The sequence below is a fragment of the Neorhizobium sp. CSC1952 genome (assembly GCF_030378245.1).
GTDB lineage: Bacteria > Pseudomonadota > Alphaproteobacteria > Rhizobiales > Rhizobiaceae > Neorhizobium > Neorhizobium oryzae_A.
Genome location: NZ_CP128416.1, coordinates 548894 through 575004, shown reverse-complemented (window position 1 = coordinate 575004; position 26111 = coordinate 548894). Strand labels below are relative to the sequence as shown.

Here is a 26111-nt window from a genome sequence, read left to right as displayed (position 1 = left end):
ACATCCCTACGAGGCGTCGGAAAGCTGAGGCTCCTGTGCCTTCTCCGCCGTTACGTAAAGCGCCTCGAAGCGCGAGACGAACTTTTCAAAATGCAGCGAAAAGGCGCTGAGTTCGTCTTCCGGCCAGTCTTCCAGCACGCGGGCGAGCAGCGAGCGTTTGACGGCGCGGATCTCGGCGAGCAGGCTGTCCCCGAATTCCGTCCTGACGACGAGGGAACGGCGTCCGTCGGCCTGGGATGCGTCGCGGCGCAGGATGCCGCGGGCGACGAGGTCGGCGACCAGCCGGCTGCCGCGGGAGGGGTCGATGCGCATGGCTTCGGCAATCGCTCCGACCGTCACCTCGCCCTCGATGCGGCGCATCACGTCCAGCACGTCGAGATGCGAGATTTCCAGGCCCGGCGCGATATTGGCGATCGCGGTGCGGCCGATGATGCGCCGGCCGATCAACAATCGCATGCGGCCGAGCGTCTCGCTGATGCGGGCCACGTCTTCCTGGGAGGGGGCGGCCGCGGTTTCCTGTTTCAAAAGGCTCTTGGTCGTCATCCCCAAATCATACCAGAGCACCGGCCTCATTCCAACAGTTCTTTGCTTTTCGCATCAAGGTGTCATTGACAATTATATGCGGAAGTCACATAAATTTCCGACGCTTTGGATCGACCTATGGATATGACCCGCCCGGCCCATGTGCCGCTCGTCGCCAGCCACCGCCAGCGGTTGGCGATCTTCTGTTTTTTGCTGACGGCGCTGTTCATGGCGACGCTGGACAACCAGATCGTCTCGACCGCTCTGCCGACGATCATCGGCGAGTTCGGCGAACTGGAGCGTTTCGGCTGGGTCGGTTCGGCCTATCTTCTTGCGAGCAGCGCTTCGATGCCGATTTACGGCAAGCTGGGCGATCTTTTCGGCCGCAAATATGTGATGCTGGCGGCCATCGTCGTCTTCACCGTCGGCTCTTTGACCTGCGGGCTCGCCTGGTCGATGGATTCGCTCATCGCCTCGCGCGTGCTCCAGGGCCTCGGGGGCGGCGGCATCATGGTGTCGATCTTCTCGATCAATGCCGATCTCTTCGAACCGCGCGAGCGGGCGAAATACCAGAGCTATTCGAGCCTCGTCATCATGGCGTCCGGCAGCCTCGGCCCGCTGCTCGGCGGCACGATGAGCGAACTTTTCGGCTGGCGGTCGATCTTCCTGATCAACCTGCCGGTCGGGATCGTCGCGCTGACCGGCATCTCGCTCCTGCTTCCCTACCGCCGCCCGGTCCGCAAGCCGAAGATCGATTATCTCGGCGCGCTTCTCCTGGCCGGCACGGTGGCGAGCATCGTCGTCTGGGCCGACAGCGTCACCCTGTTCGGCTCTCTGGTCGCCTGGCAGTCCATGATCGTCGTCGCCGCGGGTGCCGCCTGCGCCATCCTCTGGATCTTCGTCGAGGGCCGGGTGCCCGAGCCGATCGTGCCGCTCAAACTCTTCAGGGATTCCACCTTCTCGCTCTTCCTTATCGTCTCCTTCTGCACGGGATCGGTGGCGATCGGCATGGCGAACTATTTCGCGCTCTTCCTGCAGACGACGACGGGACTTTCGCCGACCGCGGCGAGCTTCTGCTTCGTCGCCACCACCGTCGGCATCGTCATCGGCTCCATCTCCACCGGCCGCCTGATCTCGATGACCGGCCGTTACAAGCCTTTCACACTCATCGGCCTGTCGATGAACGTCGTGGCGCTGTTCATCTTCTCGCAGCTTCCGGTCGGAACGCCGGTTCCGGTCATCCTTGGCTTCATGCTGATGCAGGGGCTGGCGATCGGTTTCGGCCAGCAGGCGCCGATCATCGGCGTGCAGAATTCCGCGCCGCGCGAGGATGTCGGCGCGGCGACCGGTGCCGTGACGCTGATGCGCATGGCCGGCGCCTCGATCGCGATCTCCATCTACGGCGCGATCGTCGCCGCCGGCATCCGTGGCGTCGGCACCAGCATTCCGGGGGTGGCGGATATCGGCTCGCTGACGCCCACGATGATGCTGGCGCTGCCGGAAGCGTCGCGCATCGCCGTCCACACGCTTTATACGCACGCGTTCATACCGGTCTTCCTGACCGGGAGCGTCATGGCCGTGATCGGTCTCGTCGCCGGCTTCCTGCTGAAACCGGTCCGTCTGCCGCCCGCAGTGGTGCGCACCGAGAGTTCTTCCAAGCCTGCAACCTGATGCAACTAAAAGTCATTTATTGATATACTTAAAACTATAAGTATAATTCTCTCCTGCTTTAGCGGGGGGCTTTGCGATGGCTAACGATGATCCTGGCCACGATATCGGCGGCAACGGCAACGGCGCCGATCCTCAGAACCCGGACCCGAACGGGCCGGGAGGCGGAGGGGGTGGAGGAAATGGACAGGGGCCGGGAGGCGGCGGAGGTAACGGGCCGGGACCGGGCGGCGGCGGAATTCCTCCCCATCTCACCAGCATAGCGATCGTGGTCGGGCTGCTGATGATCGTCGGAGGGGTATCCGCGGGATTCCTCGATCAGAAATCCCTTCTGACGACCTTGATCGCCTGCGCCGGCGTTGCCGTCGTCCTGTCGGCATTCGGCGCTCAGGCGCAAGGAGCCTGGCGGGGGTGGACGATGGGTGGATCGGTCGCGATAGCATTCGCCATGTTCCTGCTTCTGCAGGCCTATGACACGCCGCCCATGCTCTACAAGACCGGTTCGATCAGCGGCGATATCGACAAACTGAGCGATGTCGTCATTCTGGATGACGATCCGCTGTATCAGTATCGCGATCTCAACGCCAAGGAGATCAAGTTCATCCTGACCAACAACGGTTTCCGTAAGTCGAATATCCGCATCCGGGTGACCACGCTCGACAGCGGCCAGCCCCGTTCGGAATTCACGATGGTCGCCGGCGCCGAAGGCATCGCCAAAGCACACCTGGGACCGCTTTTCGGCAACAACAAGAATATCGATTGGGACTTCGATCTCGCCCGCCGGGTGGTGACCGAAAATGGCAAGGTCGTCTTCAAGGAAGTACGCTCGCTGCAGGATCTGGCGATCGCCATTCCTCAACCGGGTGCAGCCCCGGTCCCGTTTCTCCGGTCGCTGCTCCTTCCGGCCGCATTCGCCCAGTCTCCGCCGTTGGATATCGATCCCGTGATATTCGATCGTCTGCAGGATGACGACGCCTCCATCCGCCGCAGCACGCGCGACAATCTGGCGGCCCTCGGCCCGGCGGCGGTCCCGGCCATGGTACGGCATCTGAAAGAGGATCAGGACGACTACCGGACCAAGCTCGGCATAACCTACGCGCTGGCCGAGATGATGCGCCGCTCGCCGACGGCCGAAACGAGGCAGGCCATATCCGCCAACCTCAAGGGAGAGGACTTTCCGGTTCTGGTGGCGGCGGCGCAGGATGACGACGACACCGTTCGGCTGCAGGCCGGAGAATTTCTCTACCTCCTGCAGGATCAGCGCTCCATCCGGCCGAGCATCGATGCGGCAGCCACCGCGTCGGACGAGACCAAGGCGGCGGATCAGGTATTGATTATCCGCGAGGCGGGCAAAAATCTCTCCTCGGACGAGAAGCTCAAGGTCATCGAATCCCTGAACGATCTGGGTGCGGTCAACGACCTGATCAAGAACAAGGATGCGCTGACCAGGATCCTGAAATGGTGACAGCGTCCGGTCGGGGCCGCCGGTCTGGCGTCATGCGGTTTTTGCCCTATCTTCAAGGGCATGAAACCCGAGGCGCTGCTTCATCCCACCCCGGCCGGGCTGTTCTGTCCCATCGGCCGCTTCCATGTCGATCCCGTGCGTCCCGTCGAACGGGCCCTGATCACCCATGGCCATTCGGACCACGCCCGCGCCGGACACGGGGCGGTGCTGGCGACCCGCCATACGCTCGACATCATGCGGTTGCGTTACGGCGATGGTTTCGCCGGCTCGCAACAGGCCGTCGCCTTCGGTGAGGAGATCGACCTCGACGGCGTCCGGATCAGCTTCCACCCCGCCGGTCACGTGCTCGGCTCCGCGCAGATCGTCATCGAGAAGGACGGGCTGCGCATCGTCGTTTCGGGCGATTACAAGCGCAGCACGGATCCCACCTGCGCGCCCTTCGTGCCGGTCGCCTGCGATATCTTCATCACCGAGGCGACTTTCGGACTGCCGGTCTTCCACCATCCCGATCCGAAGGCCGAGATCGAAAAGCTCTTCACCTCGCTCGAACAGTTTCCCGAACGCAGCCACCTCGTCGGCGCCTATGCGCTCGGCAAGGCGCAGCGCGTCATAAGGCTGATCCGCGATTGCGGTTATTCCGAACCGATCTTCATCCACGGCGCGCTGGCGAAGCTTTGCGACTATTACGTCGGGCAGGGGATCGATCTCGGCGATATAAGACCCGCGACCACGGAAAAGAGCGATCCTTCCGCCTTCAAGGGGGCCGTCGTCGTCGGTCCGCCCTCGGCCTTTCAGGATCGCTGGGCGCGGCGGTTCAACGAGCCGCTGATCGCCTTCGCCTCCGGCTGGATGCTGGTCCGGCAGCGGGCGAAACAAGGGGGCGTCGAACTGCCGCTGGTCATTTCCGACCATTGCGACTGGCCCGAACTGCTCGCCACCATCGAGGAGATCGGCCCGTCCGAAGTCTGGGTCACCCATGGCCGCGAGGAGGCGCTGGTCCGCTGGTGCGAGCTCAAGAACATCCCCGCCCGGCCGCTGCATCTGGTCGGCTATGAGGACGAGGGGGATTGATGGTGATGGCTCCTTGCGCAAGTCGCCACCCCCCTCTGGCCTGCCGGCCATCTCCCCCACAAGGGGGGAGATCACAAGCGGCATGCTCCTCCCGCCAAACTGACGATGTTCCGAACAGCAGCGCTTGTCGTTTGGGGAAACCGGCGCGTCTTGCCGATCTCCCCACCTGTGGGGGAGATGGCCGGCAGGCCAGAGGGGGGCATGCACGGCACGCCACCAAAGAGGTGGCATGATGAAAGCCTTCGCAACCCTCCTCGACCGTCTCGTCCTCACCCCCTCGCGCAACGGCAAGCTCACCCTGCTTGCGGACTATTTCCGCGATACGCCCGATCCCGACCGGGGCTATGGTCTCGCCGCTCTCGCCGGCGCGCTGGACCTGAAAAGCGTCAAGCCGGCCATGCTGCGCGATCTGGTGCTGGAGCGCATGGACCCGGTCCTTTTCCAGTATTCCTACGACTATGTCGGCGATCTCGCCGAGACCATCTCGCTCGTCTGGGACGGCGGCCGGAAGGACGTGATCGACGACGAGCACCAGCCGCGCCTCGGCGAGGTGGTGACGCGCATGAATTCGCTCGGCCGCACCGAGGTCCGCTCGGCCGTTCGCGACCTGCTCGACCGGCTCGATACGTCGAGCCGCTTCGCCTTCCTGAAGCTTGCCACCGGGGCGCTGCGCATCGGCGTATCGGCCCGGCTCGCCAAGCAGGCGCTGTCGGACATGAGCGGCTCCGGAGACGGCAAAAAAGATGTGACGGAAATCGAGACGCTGTGGCACGGCCTGACGCCGCCTTACGAGCCGCTCTTCGCCTGGCTGGAGGGCAGGGCGGAAAAGCCGGTGCTCGCGACGCCCGCGATCTTCCATTCCGTCATGCTGGCCAATCCGGTGGAGGAGGGCGATCTCGAAAAGCTCGATCCGGCCGATTACGCCGCCGAATGGAAATGGGACGGCATCCGCGTGCAGATGTCGAGCTACGGCGGTACGAAGAAGCTCTATTCCCGCTCCGGCGACGACATCACCGGCGCCTTCCCCGATGTCGTCGGCGCGATCAATTTCGAAGGCGTCATCGATGGCGAACTGCTGGTCGGCGGTACGGCGCGCTCCAACAGCCCGACCCGCACCTTTTCCGACCTGCAGCAGCGGCTCAATCGCAAGACGGTGACCGGAAAGATGCTGGACGATTATCCGGCCTTCGTGCGCGCCTACGACCTGCTGTTTCAAGGCGACGAAGACATCCGCGCCGAGACCTTCTTCGAGCGCCGCCGGCATCTCGGCGACGTCATCGACAAGGCGCCGCACGACCGTTTCGACCTTTCCGAACTCGTGCCTTTCTCCACCTGGGACGAGCTCGACCGGCTGCGCATCGCCCCGCCCGATCCGGTCATCGAAGGTGTGATGATCAAGAAGAAGGACAGTCCCTATCAGGCCGGCCGCCTTAAGGGGCCGTGGTTCAAGTGGAAGCGCGACCCCTACAATATCGACGCGGTGATGCTCTATGCCCAGCGCGGCCACGGCAAGCGGTCGAGCTACTATTCCGACTTCACCTTCGGCGTATGGGCGCAGACGCCGGACGGCGAGGAACTGGTGCCGGTCGGCAAGGCCTATTTCGGCTTCACCGATGCCGAGCTCGAAGTGCTCGACAAGTTCGTGCGCGACAACACGGTCGACCGTTTCGGGCCGGTAAGGGCCGTGCGGGCGGAGCCGGATTTCGGCTTCGTGCTGGAAGTCGCCTTCGAAGGCATCAACCGCTCCACCCGCCATAAGTCCGGCGTCGCCATGCGTTTCCCCCGGATCGCCCGCCTGCGCCAGGACAAGCTCCCCCGCGACGCCGACCGCCTTTCGACGCTGACGGCCATGGTGGAGGCGAGGGAGGGCTAAGCTCCCGTTGTTCCCGAATCCTTGAATGGACAAGCACCCGAGCCAGGTGATGATATGCCGGACATTTCGAAACGCTGATCAGGCACGGCAGACATGGCAGACGACCGCATCTTCTCCTCGAAACCCTCTTCGGAAGATGGCGGTCCGACCCGCCGCATGCTGCTCGCCGGCGCGGCCGGGCTTTCGGCAGCGGCTCTGTTGCCGGCCGCGGCCAAGGCCGACTTTCCCATTCCGGAAATCCCACCGCTCGAACGGCAGGATTACGGCGAGGCGCGGAAGCGCTTTCATACGAACCTGCTGCGCAAGGGGCCGGCCCCGGAGAAGTCCGAGACGCTCGGCACGCCGTCCGGAGCAAAGCGCGTCACCTATCCCGGCGGCCCGGACGGTTCGATCGAACTGGTGGCCTGGATCTCGCCTTACGAGCCCTCTTCGAAACCGAGGCCGGCGGTGCTGTTCCTGCACGGCGGCAATGCGACGGGTGACGGCCATTGGGATCTGATGAGGCCCTATTGGGAGGCCGGCTTCGTCGTCATGCTGCCCTCGTTCCGCGGCGAGAACGGTCAGGCGGGCAATTTTTCCGGTTTCTACGACGAGACGGCCGATGCGCTGGCCGCCGCCGGCTATCTGGAGCAATTGCCGGGGATCGACAGGAACCGCGTCTTTCTGGCTGGACACAGCAATGGCGGCACGCTGGCGCTGCTCGCCGCCATGAGCCGGACATTCCGTGCCGCCGTGCCGATCTCGGCGGGCGTCAATTCCTGGCGCTTCTTCAACCGCTACGAACGGGAAATCCGCTTCGACGCAAACGACCCCGAGGAGTTCGTCATGCGCTCGTCGGTCTGCTTCGGCCCGAGCCTCAAATGCCCGACGCTGCTTCTGCGCGGCAGCGAGGAACGGCCGTTCGACAAGGACCACCAGCTCCTGATCGACCGCGCCCGCCCGGCCGGCATTTCGATCGAGGCGAGGACATTGCCGGGAACCCATAACGGCGTGGTGCCCGGCGCCGTCACCGAAAGCATCCGCTTCTTCCGTCAGGTGGCGGGATAGGCCCGGGTCTGTCTTTTCCGTGGCTTTCGCACTATGTTTCCAAAATGGAAACCGCGCAGGACCGCACCATCATTCCCGCCGATTATCCGGAGCTGAAACAGCTCGTCTGGAGCCACGATCCGCTGCGCCCGATTCCGGCCGGAGAGGCCCTCGCGATCTACGAGCGCAACTGGCGTTTTGTCGATGAGGAGCGCCTGACGAAGCGGGAGGCCGACCTCATTCGCGATCTGGCTGCCGAATTCGGCCGCGGCGTCTTGCTGGAATCCTCATCCGGCCTCAGCCGGTTGCCGAAAAACATCCGTTAGAACGCCCCGAACATCAGGAAGCGGTGCGCCGCGGTTCCGGCCATCGCGCCGTCGCCGACCGCGAGCGCCACGGAGCCTGCGGCCCTTGCGGCATCTCCGCAGGCGAAGACGCCGGCAATGCTGGTCTGCTTCGTCTCGTCGGTGCGGATGAACGGCCCCATCGGACCGTCCTCCAGAGCGCAGCCGAGCTCTTCGGCGATCGGGCTGCCGATCTCGGTGCGCGGCATGGTGAAGAGCCCCGCGAAAGAGAGCGTCCGGCCGTCCTGCAGGTGCACGTCGGCATGGCCGCCGATCGAGTGGATCGGGCTTTCTTCGATCCTCGTCCCGCGCCGGGAAAGCTCGCCCCGTGCCTCGCCGTCGGGCTGGAACGCGCCGTTCAGCAGCAGCGTCGTCGGCCCCCAGTCCGGCAGCATCAGGCCGTGGTGCAGCGATGCGGGCGAAACCGCGATTACGCCGACCGCCCCCTGGTTCAGCTCGTAGCCGTGGCAATAGGGGCAGTGGAAGACGCTTCTGCCCCATCGCTCCTGGAGCCCCGGTATCTCCGGCAGGTGGTCCTTCACGCCGGTGGCGAGCACCAGCGCCTTGCCGGCCATGTCCTTGCCTCCGGCGGAGACGATGAAGCCTTCGCCTTCCTTGCGGGCCTTGTCCGCTCGTCCATCGATCCAGCCGACCGTCGGATAGGCCATCAGTTGCGCCCGCGCCTTGCCGGCGATCGCGCCCGGCTTCTCGCCGTCCTGCGTCAGGAAACCGTGCGAGTGCTCGGCGAACCGGTTGCGGCGAATGCCTTCGTCGATCACGAGAACCCGCCGTCGGGCACGGGCAAGGGGAAGGCCGGCGGAGAGGCCGGCATAGCTGCCGCCGACAATGATGGCGTCATAGGTCATCGGTTCGCTCCTTCGAAATGTCTCGATACTCATAAAGTTACATGAATCGGTTGTATGTCAAGCGATTTGTAACTTTTCTTGTTGCGTGATGTTTCCTGAGCTAGAATGGCGAGGCGAGATCGAAAAGAGGAAGAACCCGATGAGACATGACGGCCGCCTTTCACGCATGCTGCACGTGCTGATCCACATGGACCGCCATCAGGGTGCGGCCACGTCGGAGACGATCGCCGCGATGCTGAATACCAATCCGGTGGTGATCCGCCGCACCATGGCCGGCTTGCGGGAGAAGGGATATGTCCGTTCCGAAAAAGGCCATGGCGGCGGCTGGACGCTCGGCCGCCGCCTGCAGGAGATGACGCTCCTCGATATCTACCGTGCGGTAGGCGAGCCGCCGGTCTTTGCGGTCGGTCCCGCCTGCGACAGGCCGGAATGTCTGGTGGAGCAGGCGGTCAATGCCGCCCTTGCCGATGCCTTCGAAGAAGCGGAGAGGCTGCTCCTGGAGCGCTTCGCCCATGTGACGCTGGCCGATATCGCACGCGATTTCGACAGCCGGATGGCGAGGCGTCCGATGCCGGTGGCTGAAGCGGGCGCAGACTGCCCTTCGTGAACCTTTCCATAAGCTTCGCGCCAGCCGCGCCTGCCATTGTCGCTCCGACGTCATCTGCCGGAAGCGGGTTTCCATGCCATTTTCTTCTCAGCCTCTCCGCCGAATCCCTGGTCTCTCGCTGGTCGCTGCCGCGGCCGCTGCCTTGGCCGGTTGTCAGGTTCCCTTCGTCACCGATACGAGCCGGATGAACCCGGATGTCTTCGTCCAGGAGACGGCGCCTGTCTTTTATATTCCGCCCTACGCCGATCCCCCGACCAACCTGCCGCCTCCGATGCCGGGCGGGATTCCGCACAGGCGCCAGCTCTACCCGACGGACTTCCACCAGAAATATGGCCTGCCGGTCTCCAACCCGGTGCACCGGATGATGTATGGCGTCGTCCGCGACGAAGGGCACACGCTTCCGGCGATCCCCTATTCCCGCATCGACGCCCGCTTCCTGCGCCAGGAAGTCGAGTACCGTTCGAACGAGGCGCCCGGCACGATCGTCGTCGATACCCGCACGCATTTCCTCTATCTCGTCCAGCCGGAGGGCAGGGCGATCCGCTACGGCGTCGGTCTCGGCAAGGCGGGCTTCGGCTGGTCGGGCCGCGGCGTCATCCAGCGCAAGGCGAAATGGCCGCGCTGGACGCCGCCGGACGACATGGTCGCGCGTCAGCCGGAGCTGCGCCAGTTCGCGGCCTCCAACGGCGGCGCCGATCCCGGCCTCAACAACCCGCTCGGAGCCCGCGCGCTCTATATCTTCCAGGACGGCAGGGACACGCTCTACCGCGTCCACGGCACGCCGGACTGGCAGTCGGTCGGCAAGGCGACGTCCTCCGGCTGCGTGCGCATGCTCAACCAGGATGTGATCGACCTCTTCGACCGGGTGCCCTCCGGCACGCCGATCGTGGTCATCTGACGTTGAAACAGCTTGTTGCGGGACCTGCAGGGGCGGCTTCGGCCGCTCTTTCCGTTCCCATCTCGCGGGTGTGAAATGTCGTGTAGGTGTCGTGAATAGTTGCTTAATTACCGCAGACTTATGTTTTGAAGGCTGCGGAACGGGTCGGGAACCTTTAAGCCACCCTTCCGTTGAAGTATGCTTTTTGCTGTCCACGCGTTTTCATCGAGCGGTTCTCCACATATGGTCCTGAACAATCCCTATTCCCGCCGAGGCTTTCTTTCTCTCCTGGGCGCGGGCACGGCATCGACCTTGGCCGGTTGCGCTTCGCCGGGGCCCGCCCCCGGCGATACGATCATCAGCTATCGCGATGGCGGCAGCGTCCGCCGGCCCTCCATTCTGTCCGGCGGTTCCGCGGAGCTGGATCAGATGTATGGCACCGTCGTCGATGGCGGTTTCGTCATTCCGGCGGTTCCCTATCAGCAGATCAACCCGCGTTATTATCGCCAGCGGGTGGTGGATCCGACCGGCGAGCGTCCGGGCACGGTGGTGGTGGATACGCCCTCCCGTTTCCTTTACCTCGTCGAGCCCGGCGGCTCGGCCATGCGTTACGGCGTCGGCATCGGCCGCGAGGGCTTCGCATGGTCGGGTGACGGCGTCATCCAGTGGCGGCAGAAATGGCCGAAATGGACGCCGCCGAACGAGATGATCGCCCGCCAGCCGGAACTTGCGCGATTTTCGGCCGACAACGGCGGTATGCCGCCGGGGCTCACGAACCCGCTCGGCGCCCGCGCGCTCTATATCTTCCAGAACGGCAAGGATACCCTTTATCGCCTGCACGGCTCGCCGGAATGGAATTCCATCGGCCGCGCGGTTTCGTCGGGCTGCGTGCGCCTGATGAACCAGGACATCATCGATCTTTACGACCGCGTGCCCCAGAAGGCCCGCATCGTCGTCTGGCAGTAGTTACGGTTCGCTGACGAACCCATCGTCTGCCGAAGGCTTGAGGTGTCGCCCATGCCTGAAATCGATGCGCTGCTGGTCGAGAGGCTGGTTGCCGCGCAGTTCCCGCATTGGGCGCACCTGCCCGTCCGGCCCGTCGCGGCCGGCGGCTGGGATAACCGCACGTTCCACCTCGGCGACGAGATGTCGGTACGCCTGCCGAGCGCGGAACGTTACGTCGCCCAGGTCGAGAAGGAGCACCGCTTTCTGCCGGCGCTCGGCGCCCGTCTGCCGCTTCCCGTCCCGGCTCCCGTCGGGCTCGGCAAGCCGGGAGAAGGCTATCCCTGGCCCTGGTCTGTCTATCGCTGGATCGAGGGCGAGACGGCGAAGCGCGAGCGGATCGCCGACATGGTCCGCTTCGCCGGGGACCTGGCGGATTTCCTCTTGGCGCTGTGGAGGATCGATGCCTCCGCGGGTCCGCCCGCCGGAACGCATAATTTCCACCGCGGCGGATCCCTCGCGGTCTATGACGACGAGGCACGCCGTTCGATCGAGATCCTTGCCGACGAGCTCGACGCGCCGCTGATGACCGAAATCTGGGAGAGGGCGCTCGCCTCGACCTGGACGGAGAAGCCGGTCTGGGTGCATGGCGATGTCGCGGAAGGCAATCTGCTCGTCCGCGAGGGCAGGCTTTCGGCGGTGATCGATTTCGGCAGTTCCGGCGTGGGCGATCCCGCCTGCGATCTCGTCATCGCCTGGACCCTGTTCGACCGGCCGGCTGCGCAGGCGTTCCGGGAGCGCGTGGCGCTCGATCCCGATACCTGGGAAAGGGCGCGCGGCTGGTGCCTGTGGAAGGCGCTGATCACGATCGCCGATCTCAGGGAGAAAGACGGGAGGAGAGCCGATCTCCACCGCCGCTGGATCGGGCGGGTCGTTTCGGATCATCTCGCCGCCGCAGCCTGATCGCCGGGAACCACCCTTGGAACTTTCCCGTTACAAGGCGTGACATTTCTGGAGAGAACCCATGCAGCAGCATTCGTTGTGGCGGGCCTACAGCTACGCCTGGATCACCCTTGCCTTCTTCGTCTTCAGCCTCGTGGGTCATTGGCTGTTCGGCTGGTTCGCCTTCGTCCAGGAACAGGCCGAACACGGGCAGCCGATCGAGCTTTCCGGCTATCTGGTCGAGATGCTCAGGGATACGTTCGAGAACTGGCAGTCCGAATTCCTGCAGCTTCTTTGGCAGGTGGGCGGCCTGGCGTTCTTCCTCTTCCTCGGCTCGCCGCAATCGAAGGAAGGGTCCGACCGGCTGGAGGCGAAGATAGACGTGATCCTCCGCAAGGTGGACCCTCAAGACGGGGAAGGGGTCATCCGGGATCTGGACGAGCGCTATTCCGGCCGCCATACGGACGAGCCTCACGCCCATAGGCCCTGACCTCGGCCATCATCCCTCGGAGGCCGAGAGCAATCTTTCCCTCAGCGCCACCAGCCCGTCGCGCAGCTCCGCCGCTTCGTCGAGGCTGCAGCCGAGAGCCTTGCCGATCGCCTGGGTCACGCCGGCAGCCTGGCTCTTCAGTTCCGCGCCTTTCGCAGTCAGAGAAATCCTCACCTGCCTTTCGTCGTCGCGGTCGCGCTTGCGGGCGACGAGGCCGGATTGCTCCAGCCGTTTCAGGAGAGGGGAGAGCGTGCCGGAATCGAGGCCGAGCTTTTCGCCGATTGCCTTCACCGGCTGGCCGTCCTCCTCCCAGAGCGCGATCATCACCAGATATTGCGGATAGGTGAGCCCGAGCGGATCGAGGAGCGGCTTGTAGGTGCGCGTGAAGGCATGCGCGGCGCCATAGATCGCAAAGCAGAGCTGCGCATCGAGCCTGATCTCAACATCTTTCGCGTCGCGCACTTTTTTCTGCATGGCTGGTCCTGTCTTCACGTATCCGTGCTCTATGTTTTCCTCGTCGGGCATTTTCGCAGGCTTGACGCGGGATTGCAATGCGCGTAACTAGATTGCGCGCAATTTAATTGCGAACAAATTATCAACCCAAGGGAGTTTGAACCATGCCCATTCTCTACACCACCAAGGCTTCCGCCACCGGCGGCCGTGCCGGCCATGCCCGCTCCGCCGACGGCGTGCTCGACGTGAACCTCACCGTTCCGAAGGAACTCGGCGGCGACGGCGCCACCGGCACCAATCCGGAACAGCTTTTCGCGGCCGGCTACTCCGCCTGCTTCCTCGGCGCGCTGAAATTCGTCGCCGGCAAGGAGAAGGTGAAGATCCCGGACGACGCCAAGGTGACTGCGACGGTCGGCATCGGCCCGCGCGAGGATGGCGGCGGCTTCGGCATCGAGGTTTCGCTGCTGGTCGACATCCCGGGCGTTGAAAAGTCGGTCGCCGAAGATCTCGTCGCCAAGGCGCATATCGTCTGCCCCTACAGCCACGCCATGCGCACCTCGACCGAGGTTCCGGTCTCGGTCGCCTGATCGGTCGGGAAGCTGGGAAGCAAGGCCGGCCCGGCAGTAACCGCATCCGGTATTCCATGCGTCATCGCCTTCCCGGCGATGGCGCATTTGTCATTTTGGGATCTGTCTCGGTTGGCCGCGAAGCGTGGAGCTTGTCCGGCCATCTCGTGACGCTTGAAGATTGACCTTCCTCCTGCGCGCGCCATGTCATCGGTAGCTATGTCTTCGATAGCTGCGCATATGCCTTCCGATTGTCCATGACCGTTATGTAGAGATGCGATTATCCCGAATTGTCTTTCTGTCTCTCTCGATATCGCTAGCCATTGCTTTTCAGGCGCAGGCACAGGACAGGCCCCCCTCCAAGGCGCCGGTGAGCGTAGGGGTCTATGTGAGCCCTCCGTTCGTCGCCAGGGACGGCGACGGCTTTGGCGGCATGGCGATCGAGCTGTGGGAGGCGGCGGCGAAACCCCTGAATTTCGCCTATAGCTATCGCGAATATCCGACGTTCGAGGCGCTCGTCGGCGCCGTCCAGCGCGGGGAAGTGCGGGCGGCCGTCTCCAATCTCACGATCACCAAGGACCGGGCCGAGCAGGTAGCCTTTTCCCAGCCCTGGTACGATGCCGGCCTGCGCATCATGGTCGCGGAAAGCGAGGAGGCGGGCTTCTGGCAGGTGGTCGGCGGGCTTGAGCGCGCCGGTCACCTGAGAGCCATGGCATGGGTCCTCTTTGTCATTGTGATCTCGACGATCCTGCTCGCCGTCTTCTATCGCCGCTTCGACAGGGATTTCCCTCGGACATGGCATGAGGGATTGGCGGAAAGCTTCTATGAGGTCATGTCGGTCGCGACATCCGGCAAGATCACCCGGCAGAACATGCTGGGCTGGATCGGACGGGTCTCCGGCGGGCTTTGGATGGTCTGCGGGGTTGCGGTCATCGCTTATGTAACGTCCTCGGTCACCAGCGTCATGACCGCGCTGGCGCTGACGCACCATATCAATTCCCTTGCCGATCTTCCCGGCAGGACGGTCGGCGTTCTGTCGGGAAGCGTAGCGGAGGCCTATTCGCAGCAACTGGGTCTCTCGACCCGGCCGTTCGCCGACTTGCAGAGTTCCGTGGACGGCTTGAGGGCCGGCCAGGTCGATGCCGTCGTCGGCGATGCGCCGGTGCTCGAATATTACGCGAACAGCAATCCCGGCGTGCCGCTCTCCGTGGTCGGAGCGATCTTTCACCCCGACAAATACGGATTTGCCTTCCGGCGGGATGACGAACTGGGCCATCAGGTCACCCTGCAGATCCTCGCGCAGCAGGAGACGGGCGCGCTCGAAGCCCTGCGACAGAAGTATTTCGGCAACGAGCGCTAGGGTAGACGCCAGCCGCCGCCGGATCGAGGCAAGCTTGACCATGGCAATGCAATGGGAAGGCCGCCGGCGGGCTGGTTGCCCATTCGCGGTTATCGGTTGGCCGCCGCACTCATCCACCAGCCCCGCGTGGCGTGACACGTCTCCAGCGCCCGTCGATAGCCGCCGCGCTCGCGCAGCCGCGCTACATAGGCCTGCTCCACAGCGCCGAGCACGAACCCGATATTCCTCCGCGCCATTTCCAGCGCATAGCCCACCGAAATGTCCGCGGCAGTGAATTCATCCCCCGCCAGATAGGGGGCGCGCTCCAGCTGCCGCGTCACGAGGCTCAGCCGGCTGGTGAACGTGTCCATCGCCTGGCGCGCGCTCCAATTGTCGCGCTCGCTTTCCGGTGCGAGATTCCGCGCTCCCGAAACGAAGTAAAGGGAGGCCGCGAGGCCCGCTTCGCCGAGGTGGAGGAACTGCTGGTAGGCGGGAAAAGCGGCGTCTCGCGCATCGGGCGCCAGCGCCGCCGGCCCGTAATGCGCCAGGAGATATTCCATGATCGCGATGGATTCGACCATCGTGACTTCGCCGTCGCGGATCGCGGGTATGAAGCCTGCAGGGTTGATTTCGAGGAACTCGGTATCATGCTCGACCCCGGCCAGAAGGTCTACGTCCCGCAGCCGGTACGGCAGCCCCATCTCCTCCAGCAGCCAGACGACCCGGAAGCCCCGGCCTTCTCCGAAAACGGTGATCATCGCACTCCCTCCCATCGACCGACGCTCCTTACCGGATCAGGTTCAGTGTCGCTCTCAGCCGGTCCGGCTCGCCTTCGCCGAGCTCCGCGTCGATCTCGGCATGCACGCGCGTCCAGATCGGCAGTGCTGCGGAAAGCATGGTCATGCCGTCGTTCGTCAGCCTCAGAAGCCGGCCGCGCCGGTCCTTCGGATCGACGGTCGTCTCCACGAGCCCGCGCCGTTCCAGCACTTTCAGCGCCGCCGTCAAGGTCGTGCGGTCCATGGCGAGCAGCTTGGCGACCGATCCCATCGGGGCGGGCTGCGGCCGGTTCAGCGCCATCATCAGCGAGAACTGCCCGTTGGTGAGCCCGATCGGCTTCATCGCGTTGTCGAAACGCCGCGCAAGCGCCCGGGCCGCCCGCTGCACATGCAGGCAGAGACACGTGTCGCGCACATGCAGGGTCGTCGAAAAAGGAATCACATCGATATTTTGAGTATTTGACAGCATGGAAAGACTATGTTGATATCAACTTATCTTGTCAAGGATAGGAGGAGGCTTGTCATGGACGCCACCGTTTCATCGAAAAACCCGCCTGAGAACCAGGTCGTATCCCGCGAGGAGTGGCTGGAAGCACGCCGCAGGCTGCTGGCGCTGGAAAAGGAGGAGACGCATCTGCGCGACAAGGTGCGTGCCGAACGCCAGGCGCTTCCCTGGGTGAAGGTCGACAAGGACTATGTGTTCGACACGCCGGCGGGGAAGAAGACGCTCGCCGATCTGTTCGACGGCCGCAGCCAGCTCGTCGTCTATCATTTCATGCTCGGTCCGGAATGGGAGGCCGGCTGCACCGGCTGCTCCCTCCTGTCCGACCACCTCGACGGCACGCTGCCGCATCTCAACCATCACGACGTGACGCTGATCGCGGTCTCCCGCGCCCCGCTCGAAAAGATCGAGGCCTACCGGAAGCGCATGGGCTGGAAATTCCCCTGGGTCTCGTCCTACGGCTCGGATTTCAACTTCGACTACCACGTATCCTTCACGAAGGAGGATCTGGCAAAGGACAAGGTCTTCTACAACTTCGCCGCCATCCCGCCGGAACAGGCGAATGACGAACTGCCGGGCCTTTCCGCCTTCTACAGGAACGGGAAGGGCGAGGTCTTCCATACCTATTCGAGCTATGCCCGGGGCGGCGAGGAACTGATCGGCACGCTGATGATCCTCGACCGGGCGCCGCTCGGCCGCAACGAGGAATCGACCATGAGTTTCGTCAAGCGCCACGACGAATACGAGCCGAAGCCGGAAGGGACGGCTTCATCCTGTTGCCATTAAGTGGCGCCATGATGGGCTCGTCAGAGGGAGGAACAACCATGGAAATGGAACTAGCAAAGCCGCAGGCCGAACACGCTTTTCTGGAAAGAATGGTCGGCACCTGGGACGTCAGGTCTCCTGACATGGGCAGCGACGAGACATGGGTCGAGGTCTGCCGGTCGCTGAACGGCATCTGGTTCGTGGCCGAAGGCAACGGCAACATGCCGGGGAGCGGCCAGCCGGTGACCACCGTGCTCACCCTCGGCTACGACCCGGCGCGCGGCAAATATGTCGGAAGCTGGATCGGCTCGATGATGAACCACATGTGGGTCTATGAGGGCGAGCTTTCCGACGACGGCAACACGCTCAGCCTCTATACGACCGGGCCGGATTTCGCCGACCCCGGCAAGACCGGCGAATACCGCGAGCAGATCGTCTTTGCGGACGACGATCATCGCGTCTTCAATTCCAGCGCCCGGCAGGCCGACGGCACCTGGAAACAGTTCATGGAAGCGCATTACGCACGCAAGCGGTGAGCTTGTCCGCATCAAAACAATCTCATGGAGGAGACGACCATGTTGCAGACAGCTCCCGGGTCCCGTTCGGAGACCCATGGCAAGTTCATCTGGTGCGAGCTGATGACGCCCGACACCGATGCCGCCGGAAAATTCTATTCGTCGGTGGTTGGCTGGACGGTGAACGAATGGACCATGCCGGACCTGCCTTCCTATTTCCTGTTCCAGATGGGCGAGGGCGACAATTGCCCCGGCATCGGCGGCATGATGAATTTCCCGCCGGAACTTGAAGGCAAGATCCCGCCGAACTGGACCGGCTACGTCGCGGTCGACGATTGCGACCGCACGGCGAAGGATTTCGCGGAGAATGGCGGCCATGTGCAGCGCGAGCCGGAGGACATCCCCGGCATCGGCCGTTTTGCGGTGGTCGCCGATCCGCATGGAGCGGTCATCTGCATCATGACGCCGATCCCGCCGGAAAACCCGCCGCAGGAACTGGCGCCCGATGCGGTCGGCAATGTCGGCTGGCGCGAGCTCTATGCCGGCAACGGCCAGGAAGCCTTCGCCTTCTACTCGAAAGTTTTCGGCTGGACGCTGGACCACGATTTCGACATGGGTCCGATGGGCGTCTACAAGGTCTTTGCCCATAACGGCTGTCAGATCGGCGGCATGATGACCAGGCCGGAGCAGGTGCCCGTGCCCTGCTGGTGCTATTACTTCAACGTCGACGCGATCGATGCGGCGGTCGAACGGGTCAAGGCCGGCGGCGGCCAGATCGTCATGGGGCCGATGGAAGTCCCCGGCGGAAGCTGGATCATCCAGGGTCAGGATCCGCAGGGCGCATTCTTCGCGCTGCTGGCGCCGAAGAGATAGGCCGAAACAGCTCGGAGTGCCTGCTGAGGCGCCCTTCGCGAACGGCAGGGCGCTCACCCGCTGCCGCGTATCGAAACCCGGCTGTCTGCCCTGCGCGGCGGCATCCGAATTCCTCCCGACGGCGGCGGCATCGCGGATTTTTTCGCACGCCTCTGTCGGCCCGGCGAGGGCTCGCTCGTCCTCCGGGCATCAAATCCCAGATGGAGACAAGAACATGCGCAGGATTGTAATTTCCGCCTTTGTCAGCGTCGATGGCGTCATGCAGGCCCCGGGGGCGCCGCAGGAAGATACGACGGGCGGCTTCGCCCACGGCGGCTGGCTGGCAGGACTTCAGGACGAGGAGATCGGCCAGGCGGTCGGCGAAATGTTCACCAAGCCCTTCGATCTGCTGCTCGGGCGCTGGACCTACGACATCTTCGCGGCCTACTGGCCCTATATCGAAAAGAACCCTTCGGCAGACGGCTACCACGAAGGCACCGCCAGGATTGCCGAACTTTTCGACAGGGTCACCAAATTCGTGGTCACCCACCGCTCCGGGACGCTCACCTGGGCGAACAGCCGGGCGCTCGGCGAGGATGTCGTGGGCGCCCTCCGCAATCTCAAGCGGGAGGAGGGACCGGATCTTCTCGTGCAGGGATCGACCGAGGTCATCCAGATCCTGCTGGAAAACGACCTGCTCGACGAGATGACGCTGATCATCGCGCCGATTGTGCTCGGCAAGGGCAAGCGGTTCTTCGGCGCGGGCGCGGTTCCTGCCGGACTGGAACTCGTGAAATCCGGCACCACGCGGAAGGGCACCATCATCGCCCGGTACCGTCGCGCCGGCGATATCGAAACCGGCTCCTTCGCTCACCAGCCGCCGAGCGCGGCGGAACTCGAACGCCGAAAGAAGATGGCGAAGGCCTGAGGAGGGAAATCGGTGAGGGTTATCGACTGGCCGAAGCCCACCGGTCTCGCCGCGACTCGCCCGGCACCCCCCTCTGCCCTGCCGGACATCTCCCCCACAAGGGGGGAGATCGGCTGGGTGCAGCGGCTTCCCCAAACAACCAATCGATACCCTGAAGCGGTCGCCGTTTGAGGCAACGGTCCGGCAATTCGAAGCTTGGGTGAGGGCCGGTTCCTTGCTACTATCCGATCTCCCCCCTTGTGGGGGAGATGCCCGGCAGGGCAGAGGGGGGTAAGCAGCACCCGGCAGGGAACCGTATCAGGCACAAGTCATTGATGTGTCTGCGTGACCCGGCCGGAGCCCGGCTCTCCCGCCTACCGCTTCAAGCTCCCGAGAATACCGCGCACCAGCGCCCGGCCGACCTGTGTGGCGACGGTGCGTGCGACGCTCTTCATCGCCGCTTCGACGACCGTCTCGCGCTGGTAGCCCGTACGGCGCGGCTGGGCGCGGCCCCGGTCGCTGCCGCCGTCGTCGCCGCCGGTGCCGAAGCCCGGCAGCGTCCACCCGCCCGTCTCGCCGGAACCGGCAGACGGCGCGGTCTGCAGCTCGTCCTGCGCCTTTTTCGCGGCAGCCGCGTCGGCGGCCTGCTTGGCGCGGGCCGCCAGGATTTCGAAGGCGGATTCGCGGTCCACGTCCTCGTCGTAGAGCCCGAGCACGGGGCTCTTGTCGATCACCGCCTGCCGCTCCTGGTCGGTCAGCGCGCCGATGCGGCCCGACGGCGGGCGGACCAGGGTGCGTTCCACCATCGAGGGCGCGCCCTTGCCTTCGAGCGTCGAGACGAGCGCCTCGCCGGTGCCGAGATTGGTGATCGCCTCGGCGCAGTCGAAGGCCGGGTTGGGACGGAAGGTATCGGCGGCGGTCCTCACCGCCTTCTGCTCGCGCGGCGTATAGGCGCGCAGCGCGTGCTGCACGCGGTTGCCGAGCTGGGCGAGCACGGTTTCCGGCACGTCGAGCGGGTTTTGCGTCACGAAATAGACGCCGACGCCCTTCGAGCGGATGAGGCGGACGACCTGCTCGACGCGTTCGGTGAGCACCTTCGGCGCGTCGTTGAAAAGCAGATGCGCCTCGTCGAAGAAGAAGACGAGCTTCGGCTTGTCCGGATCGCCCACTTCCGGCAGCTCCTCGAAGAGCTCCGAGAGCAGCCACAGCAGGAAGGTCGCGTAGAGCCTGGGATTCATCATCAGCTTGTCGGCGGCGAGCACCGAAATCTGCCCGTAGCCGTTATTGGCCGTGCGCATGATGTCGGAGATCTTCAGCGCCGGCTCGCCGAAGAAGTGCTCGGCCCCCTGCTGTTCCAGCACCAGCAGACCGCGCTGGATCGAGGCGACGGAGGTCTTGGAAATCAATCCGAACTGGCTGGAAAGCTCGCCGGAGTTTTCCGCCATGTAGTTGAGCAGCGAGGCGAAGTCCTTGAGGTCGAGCAGCGGCAGGCCCGCCTTGTCGGCGATCTTGAAGGCGATGTTGATGACGCCTTCCTGCGGCTCGGAAGCGTCCATCAGCCGGGAGAGGAGAAGCGGCCCCATCTCGGCGATCGTGGTGCGGACCCTGTGGCCCTTTTCGCCGAAGAGATCCCAGAAGATCACCGGGAACTGTTCGAAATCGTAATCGGCAAAGCCGATCTGCTCGGCGCGCTTGGCAAGGAAATCCTTGGGCTCGCCCTTGGCGGCGACGCCGGAAAGGTCGCCCTTGATGTCCGCTGCGAAGACGGGAACGCCGGCCCTCGAGAAGCCTTCCGCCAGGATCTGCAGCGTTACGGTCTTGCCGGTGCCGGTGGCGCCGGTGATGAGGCCGTGCCGGTTGCCGAACTTCAAATCCAGATATTCGGCCTTGTTGAGCGAATCGTCCGGATTGCGGCTGCCGCCGATGAAGAGTTTACCCGTTTCGTCCATGCAACTATGCGCTCCCTGGCCGCGTGCCGCCCTCATAGAAGGTTAGTTATAGGGTGAGCAGCGAAAAGCGGCAACGGCAAGTGCAACGGTTGGTTACTCCTTCCACCGGATGGTTCACCGGGCGGGCTTTTTATTGTCATAGGCCTCCTGCGCCTGCTCGATCTCGTGCAGATGGTCGATCGCCCAGTCATACGCCGCTCCGAGCGGGGCTTGCAGGGTGCGCCCGAGTTCCGTGATCGAATATTCGACCGCGACCGGCGACGTGGCGAAGACTTTCCGCTCGACCAGCCCGTTGCGCTCCAGACGCCGCAGGGCCTGCGTCAACGCCTTGTGCGTCACTCCTTCCAGCCTCCGCCTGAACTCGTTGAAGCGCGTCGGCTTTTCGGTGAGGACGGTGAGGATCATCACCGACCATTTATTGGCGACCTGATCGAAGAAAGAGCGTGCGGCGCAGTCCGCAAAGAAGACCGCATCAACCTGGCCCGTCATCCCGGTATCCTTCCGTATATCTACGCACCTGAAAGTGCATTCTTGATCCTAGATATACAATGGATATCTGTCCTGCAACTCGCAGGCCGCCAGCATCGCCACGCCGATCCACGTCCTTGCGAGGCAGCCGAACACGAAGCTTTGCAAACGACAGAGGATAAGATGGAAACCAGATTCTCCCGGCGCGGCCTGCTGAAATTCGCCGGCGCCACGGCCGTTGCGACCGCGGCCTTCAAGGGCGCGCCTGCGGCGGCAGCACCTGCGGCGAAACTCTTCTACACCGAGGCCGGCACGGGCAGGAATGTGATGCTCCTGCACGGCTGGACCTGTGATTCCAACGATTGGATCGGGCAGTTTCCATTGTTCGAAAGCAAGTACCGCGTCGTCGCGCCCGATCTGCGCGGGCATGGAAGGTCGCAGATCATGCCATCGGGCGCCTATACGCCCGCCGATTACGTCGCCGATATCGAAACCCTGCTCGCAACCGGGTATCCGGGCGAGAAGTTCGTCATCGTCGGCCACTCAATGGGCGGGCAGATCGCTGCGCGCCTTGCCCTCAAGCGGCCGGATCTGGTCGACGCTGTCGTGTCCGTCGACGGGGCGCTCGGATTTGGCGGTGACGCAGCCCAGTTGTTCGACAAGACCGTCCGCGACCTGAACGCCGGCGATCCCGCCGTCGTGGTGCCGGCTCTGTTCCAGCTCGTCTATGATGCGGCGACCGATCCGGCATTCAAGCGCTGGCACGCGAGGCGCGTCCAGGGCATGCCGGACCACGTCGTGCGAGAGACCTTCAGCCCGCTCTTCTTCGGAGCGGAGCAGGTCGGCGTCGGAGAGGCGAGCGCGAGATTCTGCGAGCGGCTGACGGTTCCCGTCTATCACCTGTGCCGCGATCCTGCCCAGGCGGACCGCATGCGGCCATGGTTCTCGCACCCGAAGTCGAAAGTCGATATATGGTCCAATGCAGGCCATTGGATCATGCAGGACCGCCGGGAGGACGCAAATGCGGCGATCACCGCCTGGATCGATGCGCTTTAGGACCATAGTACAGGCGATCCGCCGGTTCACCGATTCGACCGGCGCAAATTTGCGCCTATATTTACGGCTGCCCACTGGCTTGGTGGCCAGACAGTGTGTATTACTTTGACGTCAACGTCAGATTTCGAGGAGAATCTTTATGAACGAGCTGGTTACCCGCGTCGCCGAGAATGTCGGCATTGCCCCGGATGTCGCCGAAAAGGCGGTCGGCATGATGCTCGGTTTCCTGCAGCGCGAGGCCGATGACGGCGCGGTCGCCAGGATGATCGAAGCGATCCCCGGCGCGACGGAACTGGTCGCCCAGTTCAACGGCGAGGGGAGCGGCAACGGCGGCCTGCTCGGCGGCTTGATGTCGAGCTTCGGCGGCGGCGTCATGGCGCTCGGCCAGCAGTTGATGAGCCAGGGCCTCGGCATGGGCGAGATCACCGCGCTTGCCAAGGAGACGATCGCGATCGCCCGCGAGCACGCCGGCGACGAGGTGGTCGACACGGTCGTCGCCTCCGTTCCGGGCCTTTCCCAGTTCGTTTGAGGCCGCGGCATCGCCCGATACGAAAGTTGTTGACTTTCAAACGGCTTGAGCGCATGCCGTTTGGTGAAGCGGCGCCCGTCCGGGCGCCGTTCTTTCAAAGGACAAGAGAGATGAACCCCGACAGTCGAAGTTCGACGTCAATATACCGACCCGTCCTTTCGGGGCTCTGATCCTTTCTTTGGGGATACGCGCTCCTGAAGGACCGATGGTCCGAGAAAAGGAGCTGTCATGCTGCGTATCCATGCCTATGACATCGACCGCCTTGTGCTGGTTGCGTCCGATACGCCCGCCGTCGCCATGGCGCCCGCTGCCGCGGGAAGTGCCGCAATCGCGCTCGACGCGAATGCGCCGGCTCAGCCGCCCGTCGTCTGGTACGACCTCATCAACCCCACGCCGGAGGAGGAGCGTTCCGTCGGCGAGGCCCTCGGCATTGCCGTGCCGACCATGGACGAGATGGAGGACATCGAGCTTTCCGCCCGGCTCTACCAGGAGGACGGGGCGGAGTTCATGACCATGACGGTGCTGACCCGGCCGGATGCCGGCACGCCGCGCAAGGTTCCCGTCACCTTCATCATCAAGGGCCAGGCGCTGGTGACCGTGCGCTATTCCGAGCCGCGCCCCTTCGACGCCTTTCTCGCGCGTGCCCGCCGCGCCAACGGCGCCGGCCTGCATTGCGGCAATGGCGAGCTCATCATGGCGGGGCTGATCGAGGCGGTGATCGATCGCATGGCCGATACGCTGGAGCGGCTCGGCAGCGACATCGACCAGATTTCCCAGGAGGTTTTCAGCGCCAAGGCCGCAAAGGTCAACAAGAAGACGCGCGACCTTCAGGAACTGATCCGTGAGATCGGCCAGACGGGGGAATTCCTGACGGTCGTGCGGGAAAGCCTGGTCAGCGTCGCACGCGTGGTGGCCTATTACAGCGCGCTCGACGGCCTCGACCGCAAGCTCGCCAAGGAGCTTCGCCAGCGCCTCAAGCTCTTGCAGCGGGATGCGGCCTCGCTCGGCGATCACTCTGCGTTTCTGTCCGGCAAGATCAATTTCCTGCTGGATGCGACGCTGGGCCTGATCAACCTCGAGCAGAACCAGATCATCAAGATCTTCTCGGTTGCCGCGGTGGTCTTCCTGCCGCCGACGCTGGTGGCCTCGGTCTACGGCATGAACTTCGAGATCCAGCCCGAGCTGAAATGGCACTACGGCTATCCGATGGCGCTCGTCCTGATGGTCGTCTCGATGATCCTGCCCTACCTGTACTTCAAGAGGAAGGGGTGGCTTTAACCACTTCCTCTTTTTGAGGGAAGGCGTCCCCTCTCCCGCATGCGGGGAGAGGGCTAGGGTGAGGGGCAAATCCCCGAGGCCGGCCACCTCCTACTGCCCCGCCGCCTGCGGCTCGTAGTCCATGATGAAGCGGCAAGGCTCGTTGTCGTAACGGGCGCTCGCGGCCTGGCACGCCTTGGCGATCGATGCGGGGCTTGGTTTTTCGCCCTTGTCGATCCAGTCCACCATGGCGGCGAAGACCGCTGCATATTGCGGCGTTGAGAGCTTGCTGTGCTGGTTCTCGTCGGTGAAGGTCTGGACCAGCAGATCGGCATTGCCGGCTTTCGCCACCGTCTCGCGGTATTGGGCTTCCAATTCCACGAACGCGGTCGGATCGTTCCTGGCATGCATGGAAATCGTGGGGGCGACGATCGCGCCCGTCAGGTCCGCGTCATAGGCGAGCAGCCGCCGGGCTTCCGCATCGGCGCTGAACCGCTCCACGCCCTCGTTGAGGGCCGCATCGTCATCCGAGCCGGAATAGACGGTCTTCGAATTGTCGAACGGATTCTTGCCGTCCAGCCGCCGCCACACGATGTCCTGGAAGAGATTGGTGGCCCAGGCGAGATGCCCTACGAGGCTGCCCTCCGGCACCTTGGTGACGGCGAGGATATTGGCGAGGTTTTTCGCCTGTTCCGGCGAGCGTTTGTCCTTGTCGAGGGAAACGCCGGTGCATTCGTCGATACGCTTTTCAAGCTCTGCGCGCGACATCTTCTCGCCCTTCGGCAAGCCCTGCCATACGGGATATTGCGCCTCCTTCGGCCGCGGATGGTTCTTGCAGTAATACTGGTAGACGGCGCGAAGGTCGGCGCGGAAGCCATAGGAGCCGGTGCCGCCGCCGAGCACGCCGCTCGTCAGCACCACGCCGTCGTAATTCCTTTTGCCGTCCGCATCGAGCGCATAGAGTTCGGCGGCCTTGGCGGCGACATTGGCGCCCCAGGATTGGCCGTGCAGCAGGGTCAGCTTTGGTTCGCCGAGCAGCTTTTCGGCGATCTGGCGGACATTTTCCGTATCTTCCGCCGCCATTCGCACGCCGTAACCCTCCCGGCGATAATTGGAACCGGCCCAGGCATAGCCTTCCTCGACGGTCACGGCGAACCGTTCGAGATCCTCGACGGGATCGTCTGGTTCGGGTTTTGCGGTGCGTGGTCCGCCGTGCGAGTGCACGACGAGAATGCCGTTCCAGTTTCGGGGCTTGGCGATCCAGTAGAAGGCGCCGTTCTGATCGGCGCCCGCAAAGCACTCGGTCCCTTCCGGAAGCGTTTCCGGGCAATCCTTCTTCTCCTGCCCAAGGGCCGGCAATGCCGCAGGCAGGGACATGACGGCGGCGAAAGCCACCGAGGCCAATAGATGCTTCATGGAAAACTCCTCCTTCTCCACCATGAGGAGGCTATTCCGGTGTGTTTGCGGGAGGCAACCGGGGCGAG

General features: G+C 64.0%; 28 protein-coding genes. 20 read left to right on the top strand and 8 right to left on the bottom strand.

The genetic code is table 11. The annotated features are described in order from the left end of the window. Positions 1 to 6 precede the first annotated feature (6 nt). On the bottom strand, positions 7 to 543 hold the full coding sequence (locus QTA58_RS03090) for a MarR family transcriptional regulator (RefSeq protein WP_289671679.1): 537 nt from the start codon (positions 541 to 543) through the stop codon (positions 7 to 9). A gap of 117 nt (positions 544 to 660) precedes the next feature. On the opposite strand from QTA58_RS03090, the gene QTA58_RS03085 reads away from it, so the two are divergent. The 6 genes from QTA58_RS03085 to QTA58_RS03060 all read left to right on the top strand — a co-directional run bounded on the left by QTA58_RS03085 (position 661) and on the right by QTA58_RS03060 (position 7951). Next, positions 661 to 2193, top strand: coding sequence for an MDR family MFS transporter (locus QTA58_RS03085; protein ID WP_289671678.1), 1533 nt, complete (start codon positions 661 to 663; stop codon positions 2191 to 2193). A 76-nt stretch (positions 2194 to 2269) separates the two neighbouring features. Further along, entirely contained in the window at positions 2270 to 3655 is a 1386-nt protein-coding gene (locus QTA58_RS03080; RefSeq protein WP_289671677.1) for a hypothetical protein, read from the top strand. A gap of 60 nt (positions 3656 to 3715) precedes the next feature. Then, the gene (locus QTA58_RS03075; RefSeq protein ID WP_289671676.1) at positions 3716 to 4726 is read left to right on the top strand and encodes a ligase-associated DNA damage response exonuclease; all 1011 of its coding nucleotides are present in this window, start codon (positions 3716 to 3718) and stop codon (positions 4724 to 4726) included. A 232-nt stretch (positions 4727 to 4958) separates the two neighbouring features. After that, complete coding sequence (locus tag QTA58_RS03070; RefSeq protein ID WP_289673352.1) at positions 4959 to 6599, top strand: cisplatin damage response ATP-dependent DNA ligase; 1641 nt, start codon at positions 4959 to 4961, stop codon at positions 6597 to 6599. 93 nt (positions 6600 to 6692) lie between these two features. Then, positions 6693 to 7646: an alpha/beta fold hydrolase gene (locus QTA58_RS03065; RefSeq protein WP_289671675.1), complete on the top strand. Its 954-nt coding sequence runs from the start codon at positions 6693 to 6695 to the stop codon at positions 7644 to 7646. 44 nt (positions 7647 to 7690) lie between these two features. Continuing rightward, positions 7691 to 7951, top strand: coding sequence for a hypothetical protein (locus tag QTA58_RS03060; protein WP_289671674.1), 261 nt, complete (start codon positions 7691 to 7693; stop codon positions 7949 to 7951). Here the strand turns inward: QTA58_RS03060 and QTA58_RS03055 are convergent. Further along, positions 7948 to 8835 carry an NAD(P)/FAD-dependent oxidoreductase gene (locus tag QTA58_RS03055; protein WP_289671673.1) on the bottom strand — a complete coding sequence of 296 codons (888 nt, stop codon included), beginning with the start codon at positions 8833 to 8835 and terminating at the stop codon, positions 7948 to 7950. The genes QTA58_RS03060 and QTA58_RS03055 overlap by 4 nt on opposite strands. Positions 8836 to 8974: 139 nt before the next feature. Here QTA58_RS03055 and QTA58_RS03050 point away from each other — a divergent pair, with 139 nt between their 5' ends. The 5 genes from QTA58_RS03050 to QTA58_RS03030 all read left to right on the top strand — a co-directional run bounded on the left by QTA58_RS03050 (position 8975) and on the right by QTA58_RS03030 (position 12693). Continuing rightward, the gene (locus tag QTA58_RS03050; RefSeq protein WP_289671672.1) at positions 8975 to 9442 is read left to right on the top strand and encodes an Rrf2 family transcriptional regulator; all 468 of its coding nucleotides are present in this window, start codon (positions 8975 to 8977) and stop codon (positions 9440 to 9442) included. Positions 9443 to 9515: 73 nt separating this feature from the next. Then, positions 9516 to 10340 (top strand): L,D-transpeptidase, encoded by an 825-nt coding sequence (locus tag QTA58_RS03045; RefSeq protein WP_289671671.1) that lies wholly within the window; start codon positions 9516 to 9518, stop codon positions 10338 to 10340. 222 nt (positions 10341 to 10562) lie between these two features. Continuing rightward, positions 10563 to 11285: a L,D-transpeptidase gene (locus tag QTA58_RS03040; protein ID WP_085422661.1), complete on the top strand. Its 723-nt coding sequence runs from the start codon at positions 10563 to 10565 to the stop codon at positions 11283 to 11285. A 51-nt stretch (positions 11286 to 11336) separates the two neighbouring features. After that, complete coding sequence (locus tag QTA58_RS03035) at positions 11337 to 12224, top strand: aminoglycoside phosphotransferase family protein (protein ID WP_289671670.1); 888 nt, start codon at positions 11337 to 11339, stop codon at positions 12222 to 12224. A 61-nt stretch (positions 12225 to 12285) separates the two neighbouring features. Further along, positions 12286 to 12693, top strand: a complete 408-nt coding sequence (locus QTA58_RS03030; RefSeq protein ID WP_085422663.1) for a DUF6766 family protein — start codon at positions 12286 to 12288, stop codon at positions 12691 to 12693. Positions 12694 to 12702: 9 nt separating this feature from the next. Here QTA58_RS03030 and QTA58_RS03025 read toward each other — a convergent pair whose 3' ends face one another. Then, positions 12703 to 13167, bottom strand: coding sequence for a MarR family transcriptional regulator (locus QTA58_RS03025; protein WP_085422664.1), 465 nt, complete (start codon positions 13165 to 13167; stop codon positions 12703 to 12705). Between the two features lie 143 nt (positions 13168 to 13310). Between QTA58_RS03025 and QTA58_RS03020 the strand changes: the two genes are divergently transcribed. Together QTA58_RS03020 and QTA58_RS03015 are read left to right on the top strand one after the other, a co-directional pair. Further along, positions 13311 to 13733, top strand: a complete 423-nt coding sequence (locus QTA58_RS03020; RefSeq protein WP_085422665.1) for an organic hydroperoxide resistance protein — start codon at positions 13311 to 13313, stop codon at positions 13731 to 13733. Positions 13734 to 13986: 253 nt separating this feature from the next. Next, a complete protein-coding gene (locus QTA58_RS03015) occupies positions 13987 to 15072 on the top strand; it encodes a transporter substrate-binding domain-containing protein (protein WP_085422666.1) in 1086 nt (361 codons plus the stop codon). An 89-nt stretch (positions 15073 to 15161) separates the two neighbouring features. Here QTA58_RS03015 and QTA58_RS03010 read toward each other — a convergent pair whose 3' ends face one another. Next, positions 15162 to 15809 (bottom strand): glutathione S-transferase family protein, encoded by a 648-nt coding sequence (locus QTA58_RS03010; RefSeq protein ID WP_085422667.1) that lies wholly within the window; start codon positions 15807 to 15809, stop codon positions 15162 to 15164. Positions 15810 to 15837: 28 nt separating this feature from the next. Next, the gene (locus tag QTA58_RS03005; protein ID WP_085422668.1) at positions 15838 to 16296 is read right to left on the bottom strand and encodes a MarR family winged helix-turn-helix transcriptional regulator; all 459 of its coding nucleotides are present in this window, start codon (positions 16294 to 16296) and stop codon (positions 15838 to 15840) included. A gap of 54 nt (positions 16297 to 16350) precedes the next feature. On the opposite strand from QTA58_RS03005, the gene QTA58_RS03000 reads away from it, so the two are divergent. From QTA58_RS03000 to QTA58_RS02985, 4 genes are all read left to right on the top strand, one after another. Next, positions 16351 to 17115, top strand: a complete 765-nt coding sequence (locus tag QTA58_RS03000) for a thioredoxin family protein (protein ID WP_289671669.1) — start codon at positions 16351 to 16353, stop codon at positions 17113 to 17115. 44 nt (positions 17116 to 17159) lie between these two features. Then, positions 17160 to 17630: a DUF1579 domain-containing protein gene (locus QTA58_RS02995; RefSeq protein WP_289673350.1), complete on the top strand. Its 471-nt coding sequence runs from the start codon at positions 17160 to 17162 to the stop codon at positions 17628 to 17630. A gap of 39 nt (positions 17631 to 17669) precedes the next feature. Beyond that, positions 17670 to 18482: a VOC family protein gene (locus QTA58_RS02990; protein ID WP_289671668.1), complete on the top strand. Its 813-nt coding sequence runs from the start codon at positions 17670 to 17672 to the stop codon at positions 18480 to 18482. Between the two features lie 214 nt (positions 18483 to 18696). After that, complete coding sequence (locus tag QTA58_RS02985; protein ID WP_289671667.1) at positions 18697 to 19389, top strand: dihydrofolate reductase family protein; 693 nt, start codon at positions 18697 to 18699, stop codon at positions 19387 to 19389. A 353-nt stretch (positions 19390 to 19742) separates the two neighbouring features. Here the strand turns inward: QTA58_RS02985 and QTA58_RS02980 are convergent, their stop codons facing one another. Together QTA58_RS02980 and QTA58_RS02975 are read right to left on the bottom strand one after the other, a co-directional pair. Beyond that, positions 19743 to 21317 (bottom strand): helicase HerA-like C-terminal domain-containing protein, encoded by a 1575-nt coding sequence (locus tag QTA58_RS02980; RefSeq protein WP_289671666.1) that lies wholly within the window; start codon positions 21315 to 21317, stop codon positions 19743 to 19745. A 114-nt stretch (positions 21318 to 21431) separates the two neighbouring features. Then, entirely contained in the window at positions 21432 to 21806 is a 375-nt protein-coding gene (locus QTA58_RS02975) for a helix-turn-helix domain-containing protein (RefSeq protein WP_085422673.1), read from the bottom strand. A gap of 162 nt (positions 21807 to 21968) precedes the next feature. Between QTA58_RS02975 and QTA58_RS02970 the strand changes: the two genes are divergently transcribed. The 3 genes from QTA58_RS02970 to corA all read left to right on the top strand — a co-directional run bounded on the left by QTA58_RS02970 (position 21969) and on the right by corA (position 24648). Next, positions 21969 to 22841, top strand: coding sequence for an alpha/beta hydrolase (locus QTA58_RS02970; protein ID WP_289671665.1), 873 nt, complete (start codon positions 21969 to 21971; stop codon positions 22839 to 22841). A gap of 139 nt (positions 22842 to 22980) precedes the next feature. Then, on the top strand, positions 22981 to 23370 hold the full coding sequence (locus tag QTA58_RS02965) for a hypothetical protein (RefSeq protein WP_289671664.1): 390 nt from the start codon (positions 22981 to 22983) through the stop codon (positions 23368 to 23370). 297 nt (positions 23371 to 23667) lie between these two features. After that, on the top strand, positions 23668 to 24648 hold the full coding sequence (corA, locus tag QTA58_RS02960; protein ID WP_234811226.1) for a magnesium/cobalt transporter CorA: 981 nt from the start codon (positions 23668 to 23670) through the stop codon (positions 24646 to 24648). Positions 24649 to 24738: 90 nt separating this feature from the next. On the opposite strand, the gene QTA58_RS02955 is transcribed toward corA, so the two are convergent. After that, entirely contained in the window at positions 24739 to 26043 is a 1305-nt protein-coding gene (locus QTA58_RS02955; protein ID WP_289671663.1) for a hypothetical protein, read from the bottom strand. Positions 26044 to 26111 lie beyond the last annotated feature (68 nt).

What these genes read in the sequence shown, in the direction of transcription:
- QTA58_RS03090 (WP_289671679.1), bottom strand. Translation starts at nt 543, where the DNA reads ATGACGACCAAGAGCCTTTTGAAACAGGAAACCGCGGCCGCCCCCTCC.
- QTA58_RS03085 (WP_289671678.1), top strand. Translation starts at nt 661, where the DNA reads ATGGATATGACCCGCCCGGCCCATGTGCCGCTCGTCGCCAGCCACCGC.
- QTA58_RS03080 (WP_289671677.1), top strand. Translation starts at nt 2,270, where the DNA reads ATGGCTAACGATGATCCTGGCCACGATATCGGCGGCAACGGCAACGGC.
- QTA58_RS03075 (WP_289671676.1), top strand. Translation starts at nt 3,716, where the DNA reads ATGAAACCCGAGGCGCTGCTTCATCCCACCCCGGCCGGGCTGTTCTGT.
- QTA58_RS03070 (WP_289673352.1), top strand. Translation starts at nt 4,959, where the DNA reads ATGAAAGCCTTCGCAACCCTCCTCGACCGTCTCGTCCTCACCCCCTCG.
- QTA58_RS03065 (WP_289671675.1), top strand. Translation starts at nt 6,693, where the DNA reads ATGGCAGACGACCGCATCTTCTCCTCGAAACCCTCTTCGGAAGATGGC.
- QTA58_RS03060 (WP_289671674.1), top strand. Translation starts at nt 7,691, where the DNA reads ATGGAAACCGCGCAGGACCGCACCATCATTCCCGCCGATTATCCGGAG.
- QTA58_RS03055 (WP_289671673.1), bottom strand. Translation starts at nt 8,835, where the DNA reads ATGACCTATGACGCCATCATTGTCGGCGGCAGCTATGCCGGCCTCTCC.
- QTA58_RS03050 (WP_289671672.1), top strand. Translation starts at nt 8,975, where the DNA reads ATGAGACATGACGGCCGCCTTTCACGCATGCTGCACGTGCTGATCCAC.
- QTA58_RS03045 (WP_289671671.1), top strand. Translation starts at nt 9,516, where the DNA reads ATGCCATTTTCTTCTCAGCCTCTCCGCCGAATCCCTGGTCTCTCGCTG.
- QTA58_RS03040 (WP_085422661.1), top strand. Translation starts at nt 10,563, where the DNA reads ATGGTCCTGAACAATCCCTATTCCCGCCGAGGCTTTCTTTCTCTCCTG.
- QTA58_RS03035 (WP_289671670.1), top strand. Translation starts at nt 11,337, where the DNA reads ATGCCTGAAATCGATGCGCTGCTGGTCGAGAGGCTGGTTGCCGCGCAG.
- QTA58_RS03030 (WP_085422663.1), top strand. Translation starts at nt 12,286, where the DNA reads ATGCAGCAGCATTCGTTGTGGCGGGCCTACAGCTACGCCTGGATCACC.
- QTA58_RS03025 (WP_085422664.1), bottom strand. Translation starts at nt 13,167, where the DNA reads ATGCAGAAAAAAGTGCGCGACGCGAAAGATGTTGAGATCAGGCTCGAT.
- QTA58_RS03020 (WP_085422665.1), top strand. Translation starts at nt 13,311, where the DNA reads ATGCCCATTCTCTACACCACCAAGGCTTCCGCCACCGGCGGCCGTGCC.
- QTA58_RS03015 (WP_085422666.1), top strand. Translation starts at nt 13,987, where the DNA reads ATGCGATTATCCCGAATTGTCTTTCTGTCTCTCTCGATATCGCTAGCC.
- QTA58_RS03010 (WP_085422667.1), bottom strand. Translation starts at nt 15,809, where the DNA reads ATGATCACCGTTTTCGGAGAAGGCCGGGGCTTCCGGGTCGTCTGGCTG.
- QTA58_RS03005 (WP_085422668.1), bottom strand. Translation starts at nt 16,296, where the DNA reads ATGCTGTCAAATACTCAAAATATCGATGTGATTCCTTTTTCGACGACC.
- QTA58_RS03000 (WP_289671669.1), top strand. Translation starts at nt 16,351, where the DNA reads ATGGACGCCACCGTTTCATCGAAAAACCCGCCTGAGAACCAGGTCGTA.
- QTA58_RS02995 (WP_289673350.1), top strand. Translation starts at nt 17,160, where the DNA reads ATGGAACTAGCAAAGCCGCAGGCCGAACACGCTTTTCTGGAAAGAATG.
- QTA58_RS02990 (WP_289671668.1), top strand. Translation starts at nt 17,670, where the DNA reads ATGTTGCAGACAGCTCCCGGGTCCCGTTCGGAGACCCATGGCAAGTTC.
- QTA58_RS02985 (WP_289671667.1), top strand. Translation starts at nt 18,697, where the DNA reads ATGCGCAGGATTGTAATTTCCGCCTTTGTCAGCGTCGATGGCGTCATG.
- QTA58_RS02980 (WP_289671666.1), bottom strand. Translation starts at nt 21,317, where the DNA reads ATGGACGAAACGGGTAAACTCTTCATCGGCGGCAGCCGCAATCCGGAC.
- QTA58_RS02975 (WP_085422673.1), bottom strand. Translation starts at nt 21,806, where the DNA reads ATGACGGGCCAGGTTGATGCGGTCTTCTTTGCGGACTGCGCCGCACGC.
- QTA58_RS02970 (WP_289671665.1), top strand. Translation starts at nt 21,969, where the DNA reads ATGGAAACCAGATTCTCCCGGCGCGGCCTGCTGAAATTCGCCGGCGCC.
- QTA58_RS02965 (WP_289671664.1), top strand. Translation starts at nt 22,981, where the DNA reads ATGAACGAGCTGGTTACCCGCGTCGCCGAGAATGTCGGCATTGCCCCG.
- corA (WP_234811226.1), top strand. Translation starts at nt 23,668, where the DNA reads ATGGCGCCCGCTGCCGCGGGAAGTGCCGCAATCGCGCTCGACGCGAAT.
- QTA58_RS02955 (WP_289671663.1), bottom strand. Translation starts at nt 26,043, where the DNA reads ATGAAGCATCTATTGGCCTCGGTGGCTTTCGCCGCCGTCATGTCCCTG.